This is a genomic window from Dyella acidiphila (assembly GCF_014863405.1).
GTDB classification, from domain to species: domain Bacteria; phylum Pseudomonadota; class Gammaproteobacteria; order Xanthomonadales; family Rhodanobacteraceae; genus Dyella_B; species Dyella_B acidiphila.
In genome coordinates this window covers 239,265-250,702 of record NZ_JACZZA010000006.1, presented here as the reverse complement: position 1 = coordinate 250,702, position 11,438 = coordinate 239,265, and the positions used below count along the sequence as shown (strand labels likewise).

At 61.6% G+C, this 11,438-nt stretch carries 6 protein-coding genes; all 6 read right to left on the bottom strand.

Translation table 11 applies throughout. The features are described 5' to 3' along the window. Nucleotides 1-502: 502 nt before the first annotated feature. A complete protein-coding gene (locus tag IGX34_RS11970) occupies nucleotides 503-718 on the bottom strand; it encodes a hypothetical protein (protein ID WP_192555954.1) in 216 nt (71 codons plus the stop codon). 54 nt (nucleotides 719-772) lie between these two features. Beyond that, nucleotides 773-1,678 carry a DUF6708 domain-containing protein gene (locus tag IGX34_RS22080; RefSeq protein ID WP_225737408.1) on the bottom strand — a complete coding sequence of 302 codons (906 nt, stop codon included), beginning with the start codon at nucleotides 1,676-1,678 and terminating at the stop codon, nucleotides 773-775. Beyond that, nucleotides 1,675-4,929: a T6SS effector BTH_I2691 family protein gene (locus IGX34_RS11960; protein WP_192555953.1), complete on the bottom strand. Its 3,255-nt coding sequence runs from the start codon at nucleotides 4,927-4,929 to the stop codon at nucleotides 1,675-1,677. Before IGX34_RS11960 ends, IGX34_RS22080 begins: the two co-directional genes overlap by 4 nt. Then, a complete protein-coding gene (locus tag IGX34_RS11955) occupies nucleotides 4,922-5,881 on the bottom strand; it encodes a DUF4123 domain-containing protein (protein WP_192555952.1) in 960 nt (319 codons plus the stop codon). Before IGX34_RS11955 ends, IGX34_RS11960 begins: the two co-directional genes overlap by 8 nt. Before the next feature lie 10 nt (nucleotides 5,882-5,891). Continuing rightward, on the bottom strand, nucleotides 5,892-8,624 hold the full coding sequence (locus IGX34_RS11950) for a type VI secretion system Vgr family protein (RefSeq protein WP_192555951.1): 2,733 nt from the start codon (nucleotides 8,622-8,624) through the stop codon (nucleotides 5,892-5,894). A gap of 82 nt (nucleotides 8,625-8,706) precedes the next feature. After that, nucleotides 8,707-11,430 (bottom strand): type VI secretion system ATPase TssH, encoded by a 2,724-nt coding sequence (gene tssH, locus IGX34_RS11945; RefSeq protein WP_192555950.1) that lies wholly within the window; start codon nucleotides 11,428-11,430, stop codon nucleotides 8,707-8,709. Between the last annotated feature and the right edge of the window lie 8 nt (nucleotides 11,431-11,438).

Sequence of the window (11,438 nt, the reverse complement as noted above, 5' to 3'; positions counted from 1 at the left end):
TGCGAGGAAAGCACCTCGGCCTCGCGCAGCTTGTGGATGATCTCTTCGGAACTAAAGCGTTTCTTGGGCATCGTCCAGTCTCCTCGTCATAAGTCTATGAACTTTGGATCTGGACCAGAAATTTCAGGTCAGCTCAGCGGCGGCCACTATGCCCACCAACCCTAAGATAAGAGTAAGGACGGTACCGAAACCACCGCGCAACTGAAAACGGCGATCCAAAAATTCCGCATACGTGGAATTGAAGGCAATCAAAGTAGCATGATCATCCGGCTCAAGATTAAATCCTTTTTAGCGAGACAAGCGATCGTCCTTCTCTTGTTTAGTAAGCGGGCGATTAGTCCGCCATTTAACCACCCATCCGCTATACATCTTCAACCACCCTCCTACCCTCGTCACATAGTGTGAATCGATCAACGCCCATAGCGATCACACCATCCAACCATCACATCGCCTGCAACTAACAGAATTCAACTGAAAAATAAGATCACCGAATGACCAGCAACTATATGCAGATAATGCCAAGCAGGCCCAATCCTGCAAACCATCCGCCGAAAGCGCCCAGCTGATCAGAAATCTCGATCGCCTTCGGAAATACCCGGCGTAGCTCGGCCTGATAAGCCGAGCTGCTAGCGCTGTGAATGTTGACCGGAAAAATGCCGACTATCGATGCTCCCAGCGGATTCAGAGAGGATGGTTGCTGAAGTTGGAATGCATCCATTGTTCTGCTTACAAAATGCCTCGGACCACTGCAATAAAGCAAACTTATGGATATTCAACCACGTGTTAGGGCATGTATCTCGGTGTCGCTAAGCGGGGCACCACCAGCAGCTGCGATCACGTCAGATGGAAAATCCGGCCGGGGTGCGTTCCATTTGCTGTCGTAAACACCGTTGCGCAAGGAATCGCCGGCATGAATAGCCGGACCACCTTCTTCCATATACCGGCGAACATGCTCCCACAGCTGCAGCAAATCCTCATCCTCTGCGTTATTGCCTACCGCCGCCCAATCCTTGAACTGCGCCGGATCCTGCGGACTATCCCCCCAAAGCAGGCATAGCTTGCCCGCCGTGGTGCTTGTAATCGCACTGGTGCCGACCGTTCTGCTGGTCACCTGATAGCTGCGAGCCTTGGCCTGCTCCCAAGAATAGCTGCGATAGTCGATACGCAAGGGTGCCCAGAATTTCAGCAGATTGGGCAAGCGCATTTTCATGAAGCTGACTTGCCGGGTCTTACGGTTGAAGATCACGGGAAGATCGGTCGGCTGAATAAACGGCGCACGAAACGACCAGATGGCTGCCAGCGCAAATACACAAAAACCGAATAAGGGCACGATCGCCATGCCGATCCCGGCCGAATCCCGGAGCACGACGACCATGAAATACAGGAAAAAAATGGCACCTGCCGCCGCCAGCGCGCCCGCCATGAACGCACCGCCTCGCACCATCTGCCCCGCCGGGGAGGTCAGTTCGATCGCATTCGGATAGACACGGTTGATGGCATGGTTTGCCGAAGCCACGCTGCTGCACGGTTGGCGCTTGTCGTCAGGCAATACACGCCGGGGCGCGTAGCGGGCGACGAACGCATTGCGATCCTTGCTGGAAAACTGAAAAAAAGGCTCCGCCTTGTTCCATTCGGGAATGGGCGCTAGCTGGCCGATTTCCCCATCATGTGCGGTCATTGCAAGCTCTCGTCGACAATGGGCAGGGTATCCTGCGGATCATCATAAATCTTGATCTCTGCCCTGGCGCTACTGAAGCTGCTGTCGACCAAGGTAATCCGCTGTTCGATGGTCGTCACCTTGGCAGCGGTGCTTTCGCTTTTTTCTGGCTGCTTCACGCTCATGGACTGCAGTTGGGTGCCGCTCACGCGATTATCCACTGCAGCGACCGGCACGCGCTTGCCATGCTGCGCAAGCAACACCTCCCCTCCACTGGTCTGCTTGCCGTAGATGGCATAGCTCCAGCCCACCTTGTCCGCTATGGATTCAGGTAGCTCGATATGCAGCAAAGCATCGTGCGTCAATTGAGCCTGCGCATCCTGGCCCGGCATTTTCCCGGTAAACAGATCGCCAGCCGCACTGGTCAGGTGCGAAATCGCCCCCAATGGCGAAAGCTCGTAGGCGTCATGAAGCAGGTTCATATCGACATTGAAGGTGACTTTGATGTTGATCAAAATCGCGTTGATCTCGGTCTGCTCGCGCTCCAGGCTGCCCCAACCCTCGCTGGCCGAGCCCCAGATGGTCTTGGCGGCCCATTTTTGCGTGGGCGTGTCCTGCAGCATCACCGCCACGAAGCCGGCGATAACGCCGAGCGCCACCAGGATCAAGCCCCAGCCAGTCAGGGAGAGCCCCGCCAACACCGTAGCGCCTTCGGCTCCGAAGACACCGAAGGTAGTCACTGCACCGATAATGGCCGCACCGCCGAATGCCATGGCCTGAATGGCGTGAGCAGTGGATGCAGCTTTATTGCTGTCCTGGTATTCATGGAAGGCGGCAATGCCGGCCGAGGTCGCGTCGATCGCCGTCGCCAGTGCATTGAAGCTTCCTGCCACGCGCTCCAACAACTCTTTCGCCGCAGTCTTCCCCAAGGCCTTGGCTGCGGTCTTGCCAATCTCGAACGCCGCCGTCGCCACGCCCAGGGCTGCGCTGGCCAAGCTATAGGCGGCACCTTCGCGCTCTTCGGGCGTGCCGGTCTTGAAGGTCTCCATGGCTTCATTGATAACCACCAGCTGCAATACGCCGGCACCGACCGAAAGCATGGCATCGCCATTTTTCAGGGTCGCACCCGCGTTGCGGAAGAAACTGGTAACGCCTGCGTCGTCCAGGAATTTCGTGGTTGCCTTCCAGGCCTGGTTTAAATTTTCTTCGGCCGGCCGCAAGGCATAGCGCAGCTTGTCGCTGGTGCCCTTGGCGGCCTCCGCAACCTTGTCGGGTGTCTCCTTGGTCCAGCAGTAAACGTCCACCATCTTTTCGGCCAGGCCGGGCATGCCCGCGACATTCAACTCGATCGCGCCAGCGAGGATCAGGCTCTTGACCTGCTTGTCGGCCTGCTTGGTCACGCGCTTGACTTCGTTGAGGCTGGCGGTCCAGGCCTTGACCGCCTCGCGGAACGGCATGGTGACCTTCACCAGCGCCACCGGTACGTCTTCGGTCTTGCCCATCACGGCCTGGCTGAGCTTCTTGACGACTTCGCGAACCTTGGTATCCAGTTCCTGCTTGCTCGCCAAGCCGGCCATGGTGGCGCCGATTACCGCCATGATGGGATGCGCGTAAGCCGAGGCGATGATCTTCGCCACCGGCTCGCCCTTGCCTAGCACACCCTGCACCGGCTTGAGGTCGAACACGGTCTTGACCATGTCGTTGGTCTTGGCGTGCTGATCGCTCGTGGTGATCCATTGGAAGAAACTCTGCTGGTTGCCAAGCATGGCGCGGACCAGCAAATTGTTCTTGTCCTTGGGGTCGCTAGTAAGAAAGTTCTTGAACCAAGCCAGGCTATCTTCGCTTTTGGGGCCACCCAAGGTGACGTTGCTGACCACCTGGGCGTAGGCAACGCCGTCGGCATGGTTGCTGTCGTCGAAATCATGGTCGGTGACCAGCTTGCGGTCGCCGTTGAGCCACTTGCCGTAGTCGGCATCGAAGGCCTTGACCCTGTCCGTGTCGTTCTTGGCCTTCTGGTTGAAGGTGTTGAGAAAGTTCTGGTAGTCCTTGCCGTCGCCCTTCAGACGATCAAGCACTTTCTGCTTGAAGCTATCGACATCGGATTTGATTTCCGCCGCGCTGGAAAGCCGGATCGTGCCATGCGAGGAATCGTAGATAGGGCCACCATCGGGCATGGAGCCGACGACGTCCGGCTCGAAGGTCGCATCTTGCGGCAACTTGCCGGCGCTTTGCTGCGCGGCAAACTGGTCCGCGCTGATCGGCTTACCATTGAGCGAGGCCTGCTTGGCGTTGGCCTGATTGCGCACGACGCCTTGCTGGTCGGCGATCTTCAGCAAGCCTTGGATGGTTAGCGCGGACTGCAGCTTCCACGCGCCATCCGGCTTGCCCTTGGTATCCTTCTGGGCGGCCAACCACTCGCCTGCGCTATTGCATAGAGTAAGGCGACGCTGTGCCAATTCGGTGGTGACGCCGACCGGGTCGGGCACGCTGACGATCAAGGACTGCTCGGGCGTAAATTGCTTGCCAGCCTTGGCGATTGACGCCGCGGCCGCCACGATATTGCGTGGCGATTCGTTGCGCTTGGCCAGTGGCGGGTAAGGGTTTCCCTTGAAAGCCTGGGCGGCATGCTTCGCATCGAAGTCCGCAATCGCCGTGCCGATGTTTTTCTCGTTCAACGGCAGCGAATGGTCGCATTTGGCGCCGGGTGCATCGATGCAGGCCATGCGCTGGTCGCGCAAGCTTTCGCTGGCAGCGTAATTGTCGCGAACCTTGTCGCTCCACGGGTTATCGCTGAAGCCGACCCACACCTTGCCTGCCTGCTTGGCATTGGGAATAACGAAGACCATGGCATTGGCATAGCCATCGGCCCGCTTGCAGGCGAACTCCACGTCCTGCTTGCTTCCCGGGACAGGCAGGCCGGCAATGGAATAAGGCTGCAGATAGCCACCCGTGCTGACGCGAAAAACCTGCCAGCCCTTTTGCGCTTTGATCTGCGCGGTCGGCGGATGCTGATAGTAGGCATATACGTAACCGTCGCGCAGGGTGCGCATTACGTAACCCGATTGCGCCAGCGAGGGCGTGGCGACCTTTTTCAGTAAAGGCGCAATAACGGTCTGCTGCGTCTTGGCGTATTGGTTGTCGGCTGCACCCGGCCGTACCAGCAAGACGGGCAAGCCGGCTTTTTCGCACGCTGCGCATTTGCCCGGCGTGCATGAGGGGCTGGTCGCTGCCGCGGCCTGCGCATTGCCCGAATAACCTTGTCCATCAGCCATGCCTGCTACTCCTGTAGATGCTGTCTCCGGTATGGCCGGCACCATCCAGCTCGTCGCGAATGGCGTTCCATCCCTGCGGATCGGGGACTTCGGCCAATACATCCATCAACGGCCGCGATTGTTCGCGACTTTGGCGCACCAGCTCGCGCACGCGCGGGTGCTCAGCCAAGCGCGGGTGGATCTGCAGCGCATACGCGCTGACCAGCACGATCTCGGGGATATCGACAAGTCCTAGATTACGCGCGCCTTTCGCTGCCTGCGCCGCCTTCGACAAATAATCCGGCGGCAGTTGCGGCGCGAATTGGCGCCAACCGCGCAATACCGCCTGCACGAGCTCGCAGAACGCCGCGTCTGCCCAGTGCGAGGCCTGCAGGCTGAAACGCACGAGCGGGAAGCTGCGGTAAGTCGACAACTCCACGTTGTGATCTACCAGCTTGCCGCAACGATCGAGCGTCCACCAGGACATGATCGGTCCAAGCAGCCTGGCACGGTTGTCGGCGTCAAGCGCCATCCACATCCATTCGAACACGCGGCGATCGGCCCAACGCACGTATCTGGTTGCGCTAGAGCCAGGTTGCATCTGGCGCATGCAGGCCGAGAGGTGCCTCACCAGCACTTCCGGCTCCATATCACTTGTAAGCCAGCCACCGATGCCAAAGCCAAGATCGCGCTCTACATCCGGCACAGCCTGTTCGGCCAGGGCAAGCTCGAGACTTGCGTGCACCACCTCTACAGCATGCGGGTGCAACTTGACCAGGCGTGGATAGCGCTCTTCGGGAATGTCATCGCGGCCGAGCGGAATAGTAAAAACCTGGCATTCACTGTGCTCGGGCCGTAGGTTTTCGAGCAGATCGGCAAGCATGGGGTCCAGCAGCAGATATGCTTGCCGCGACTCGCCGGTCAGGAGCGATTCGGCCAGTTGCTGCTGCATGCGGTTGGCGGGATCGAACATCGCTGCGCTCCTAGACCACGGCGGCGCCGGCCGCAGCGGCGGACGAGGTCTGCTTCGGGCAATCTTTCAAGGCCGGTTGGTTGGATGTTCCCTGCCCGCTCGCACCTTGCGGCCCAGTCAGTTCTTTCGACCCCGCATGAAACTCCGCATCACCCGGCGAACCGATTTCGATATTGCTGCCCTGCAGCTTCAGGTATGCCCCCGCTGCCGTAAGCAGCACATGGCTGTTGCCCTGGGTAGTGATGCTGCCCTGTGCGCTGGTTACGCTGACCGACTTCTGCGCGGCAAACTGCGCCTGGTCGTTTTGCGCCTGCACGCTGACGCTGCCGCTGGCGGCATGCAGGGCAATGCCTTGCGTGGTAACCGGGCGGCCGGCGGCCGGCTGGCTGCCTTGTGTGTAGAGCGCGATGCCCTTGGCCGCCACCACACTGGCCTTGCCTTGCGTGGCGAGGTTGATGTCCTGGCCGGCGCTGAACACGGTATCGGTGCCGCTGACCCACACATGATGCTGCGGCGTGAGCAGCGCGAGTCCGTCCTGGCCATGTGCGGTTACCAGCGGCGCGCTCCAGCCGATGGCAGCGCCTTCACCGCCGCCGATGCCATTGGCAGCGGCATTGCCCTGGCGCGTAGCAGACAGATGCTGGCTGGTATCGGTCAACGAAGCGACGGCGTTGACTTGTTCGGGCGATGGCTCATTCGGCAGGCCGGCCTGTTGCTTCTGCGCAACCTCTGTCAGCCCCTGCACCGTTTGCTGGCTTTGACCGAGCAGGGACTGAGTTGCGCCGACATCCATCTGCGCGCCGCCGGGCGCGCTGGTCAGCAGCAGACCCGAACCGCCGCGCAGTGCGCCCTGGGTAAGCGTGGCCAGGCTGGCGCCATAACCGAGGTCGGCCTGGCGTTCGTTGTCGCTGAGTTGCTTGATGTGGCCGAGCGTAAGCGCGGTTTCGTCGTCGGTGGTGGCAAGTTGCGCGTGGCTTTGCCCGGGCGTGTCGTCAAAGCGCAACTGGCGGTAGCCGCCACTGCCGCTGGTGCTGGTGGAGAGATCCTGGCTCTTGATGCCGCTAAGCACGCCGGCGTGATCGTTGCCGGTGAACCAGGCCGCGGCATTGCCGGTAGCACCGGCCGCACCGCCTGCGATCTGGTTATTGGCGGCGTCCTGGTTGCCCTGTCCGTTGTACAGCGTGGCAACGACCACGGGGCGGTCGATATCGCCTTCCAGATAATTGAGCCATACCTCCTGCCCTACGCGCGGCGGCGATACGCCGCCCCAGTTGCCGCCCGCAAAAATGGAGCCGACCCGCGCCCAGGTACCGGCGCTGCCATCGGCCGGCGCGTTGGGATCGCGCGGATGCGAAAGTCCGCTGGCACCGTTTTCGCCGCGCTGCCAGTGCTGCTGCACTTTGACGCGATGGTCGCGGTCGGTGTGGATGGGCTCGCCATCGCCTACCACCACGGCGCTTTGCGCACCGGTCACGGTCGGGGCCGGATGGCGGCGCAGGCCGTGGCCGTCGTCGGTATGCGGGCGATAGCTGCGACTGGCGGAGGTGGCTATGAAGGTATTGCGATACAGGTCGGGCTTGTCGTTCTGGCTCGTCGAAGAATTGGCGGAGGCCGCCGCGCTCGGCAATACGGCAAACACATCGCCGAGCGTGTGCTCGATCGCACCGCGCACATCCGCGCCGAGGTTGTTGCGTGCTTCATGCTGCACGCGCAGGCATACCAGTGGCTGGTTGTCCTGGGTGGGATGCTCTACCAGCTGAAAACAGTGCCCCGGCGCCAGGCGGCGCACGGTGCCCTCGCCTTCGATCAGCAGCGAGGACACATGCCGCGCATCCAGATGCTGCTGCGCGCGGCGCTGGCCTTCGTCGCTGTTGGCATAGGCATAGGGGCCGGCAGTGTCGTCATCCACGGCGTTGACCGCCGGCGCCGCGGCCTGGGCACCGCTGGGACGATTGGACAGCGTGCGGTAATCCCAGCTCGCGCGCGAGATCTGTCCGGTCTGCCAGCGGCGCGTGGGCGTCCACACTTGGATGGTATCGGTGGTCTCGGTGCCGTCGGCGCGATGAAAGCGCACGGCGGTGGCGGAGCCGGCCTGAAAGGCGGTATTGCTGTCGGCCAGCAGCATGGTGTGCTTGCCCAGGCCGGGTGAGCTGGTGTCGCCGCTGTGTTCGAACCAGTAGAAGATGCCTTCTTCGGCAAGCAGGCGCGTGACGAAGTCGTAATCGCTTTCCTGATACTGGCTGGTAAGGCTGCGCTTGCTGTAGATCGAGCGATCGGCGAGCTGCCATTGCCATGCCGGCACGATGCCGCCCTGGGCGTAATAGCCGAAGATCTGCTCGACGATCTCGATCACCGTGAGGTCGCGGAAGGCGAAGCTGTCCTTGCGCTGCTTCAGCAGTGACAGCCACGGCTCGATGGTGAGGCAGTAGCGCGCCATGCCGGCATTGCTGCCCACCCGCTCCGCATGCGTGACGTAGCCGTGGAAGGGACGCAGGTCGGTACGCGAATCGGCGGTGAGCAGTTCCAGCAATACCGGCGCGCCTAGCAGCGGATCCAGCGACAGGCTGGCATTGGCCGACAAGGCATGTAGCTCGAAGCGGAAGCCGCCGTGGTCGACCGCTTCCCAGCCGTCGACATTTTCGGCCAGCAACACGTCGGCGCCCAAAGGCGTGCTCAAGCGCAGCAGGCGGTCGGTCTGCTGTGCCGCGCCCCACAGAGTTTGCAGAATGTCCATCGCTGCCATGTGCTTCGCTTCCTGCCTGGCCGGCCCTATCGGGCCGGTGCGGTTGATGAATAATCGGTCTGTCGCGGGTCCGTCGCTGTAGCTATTTCACCGTGTATTTGAAGGCGCCCTGCTTGTCCACGCCCACCTTGATGCGCTCGATCGCGCCGCCCTCGGCCATGCGCGCCAGCACGCTGTCGGCAATCTCCGGCAACAGGCTGCCGTTCAAGATGTGATCGACATTGCGCGCCCCGGAATCCACTTCCGTGCAGCGCGCCAGCACCGCTTCCACCAGCGGCGTGTCGTAGACGAACTCCGCCTGATGGTTGGTCTGCACGCGCTTGCCGATGCGATCCAGCTTGAGGCGGATGATTTTCTCCAGCACGTCGTCGCTGATCGGGTAATACGGAATCACCTTCATGCGGCCCAGAAAGGCCGGCTTGAAGGCTTTGTACAGGGTCGGGCGCAGCATCTCGGCCAGTGCATCCGCGGGCGGAATTTCTTCGGCCGGCTTGTTGAGGCAGGACTGCATGATCGCCTGCGAGCCGACGTTGCTGGTGAGGATGATCAGGGTGTTGCGAAAATCGATTTCGCGGCCCTCGGCATCGTCCATCACACCCTTGTCGAAGACCTGGAAGAACAGTTCCAGTACATCCGGATGCGCCTTCTCGACCTCATCCAGCAGCACCACCGAATACGGACTGCGGCGCACCGCCTCGGTCAGCACGCCGCCTTCGCCATAACCCACGTAGCCGGGCGGCGAACCCTTGAGGCCGGAAACGGTATGTGCTTCCTGGTACTCGCTCATATTGATGGTAATGAGCTTGCGTTCGCCGCCGTAGAGAATATCGGCCAGCGCCAGTGCGGTTTCGGTCTTGCCCACGCCGGAGGGGCCGACGAACAGGAACACGCCCTTGGGCTTGTTGGGATCTTCCAGGTTGGCGCGTGCGGTGCGCACACGCTGCGCGATGGCCTCCAGCGCATGCGACTGGCCGATCACGCGTTCTTCCAGCGACGGCTTCAACTGGCGCACGGTGCGGATCTCGTCCTTCACCATCTTGCCGAGCGGGATGCCGGTCCAGGCGGCGACGATTTCCGCCACCACGGTGCCGTCGACCTGGATCGGGATCAACGGTGCATCGCCCTGCAGGGCGGCGAGCTCGTCATACAGTTTTTGCAGTTGCTGCTTGCCCGGGTGCGTATCGCCTGCTTTGGCATCGCTCTTTTTCTTCTTGGATGCGGCGGCATCATCCGTGCCAGCAGCCGGTGCAGGCGGCGCACTTTCCAGTTCGCTGCGCAGCGACTTGATCTTCTCCACCACCTGGCGCTCGGCGTCCCAGCGCTGTTCGCCGGCCTTGAGGGCGAGCTCGGTTTCTTCTTTCTGCAGGCGCAAGGCGGCAAGCCGTGCATCGTGGCTGTGCCCGGCGGCCACTTCGCGCTCCAGCGCATGGATTTCTGCGGATAGGCGCAGCAAGCGCTTGCGCGCATCGTCGATCAGGGCCGGCGTGGCGGTCTGCCCCAGCGCCACGCGCGCGCAGGCCGTGTCGAGCACGCTTACGCCCTTGTCCGGCAGCTGGCGCCCACTGATATAGCGATGCGACAGGCGACAGGCTTCGGTCACCGCTTCGTCGAGAATGCGTACATTGAAGTGCTTTTCCATCAGCGGCACCATGCCGCGCAGCATCGCCGCGGCCAGCTCCTCGCTGGGCTCTTCCACCTTGATCACTTGGAAGCGGCGTGCCAGCGCGGCATCTTTCTCGAAGTACTTTTTGTATTCGCCCCAGGTGGTGGCGGCAATCGTGCGCAGCTCGCCGCGCGCCAGCGCCGGCTTGAGCAGGTTGGCCGCGTCGTTCTGACCGGCCGAACCGCCGGCGCCGATCATGGTGTGCGCCTCATCGATAAACAGGATGATCGGCTTGGGCGATTTCTTGACCTCGTCGATCACGTTCTTCAGACGGTTCTCGAATTCGCCTTTAACGCTGGCGCCCGCCTGCAGCAGGCCCATGTCCAGCGTGTGCAGCTCCACTCCTTGCAGCGGCGGCGGCACATCGCCGTCGGCAATCTTCAGCGCCAGACCTTCCACTACCGCCGTTTTACCCACGCCGGCTTCGCCGGTAAGGATGGGATTGTTCTGGCGGCGGCGCATCAGGATGTCGATCGCCTGGCGGATCTCGGTATCGCGGCCGATCACCGGGTCGAGCTTGCCATCGCGTGCGCGCTGGGTGAGGTTGGTGGTGAACTGATCCAGCGCAGGTGTCTTGCCGAGCGCGTTCGGTTCCGGCGCCTTGTGCGCGGACGCGTCGCCCTCCTCGCCAGCTACCGGTGCATCGGCAAAGGCCACGCTTTCGCCGGCTTCGCCGGAACCCTGGGTGATCTTGTTGAACTGGTGCTTGATGTCGTCCAGCTTGAAGCGGCCGAACAAGGTGGAACCGCGCTGGGCCAGCTGCGACAACTCCGGCTGGGTCAGCAACGCCAGCAGCAGATGGCCGCTGCGGATGCGCGTGGTGTGCGCATCGAGCGACGCAATCAGCCACGCGTTTTCGAACAGCGCCGGGATATGCGGCGAAAACACCGGCGTGCGCGCATTGCCGTTACGGAAATCGCTGATTTCATCGGTGAGATCGCGCTCCAGTTGTTCCAGGCTTACGCCGGAATAGCGGGCGATCACGCAGAAATCGCTCTGCGGCTGTTCGATCAGGGCCAGAAACAGGTGTTCCAGATCCACCTCGTAATGCCCGCGCGCCATGCACAGGTTGGCGGCGCGCTCGGCGGCGCGGCGGCAGGTATCGTCCAGTTTGCCGATCAAGGTCTTGAGGTTGATGCTCATCCAGTGAG

Bases quoted from the DNA above. Each gene is read 5' to 3' on its own strand.
- IGX34_RS11970 (WP_192555954.1), bottom strand. From the start codon at position 718: ATGGATGCATTCCAACTTCAGCAACCATCCTCTCTGAATCCGCTGGGA.
- IGX34_RS22080 (WP_225737408.1), bottom strand. From the start codon at position 1,678: ATGACCGCACATGATGGGGAAATCGGCCAGCTAGCGCCCATTCCCGAA.
- IGX34_RS11960 (WP_192555953.1), bottom strand. From the start codon at position 4,929: ATGGCTGATGGACAAGGTTATTCGGGCAATGCGCAGGCCGCGGCAGCG.
- IGX34_RS11955 (WP_192555952.1), bottom strand. From the start codon at position 5,881: ATGTTCGATCCCGCCAACCGCATGCAGCAGCAACTGGCCGAATCGCTC.
- IGX34_RS11950 (WP_192555951.1), bottom strand. From the start codon at position 8,624: ATGGCAGCGATGGACATTCTGCAAACTCTGTGGGGCGCGGCACAGCAG.
- tssH (WP_192555950.1), bottom strand. From the start codon at position 11,430: ATGAGCATCAACCTCAAGACCTTGATCGGCAAACTGGACGATACCTGC.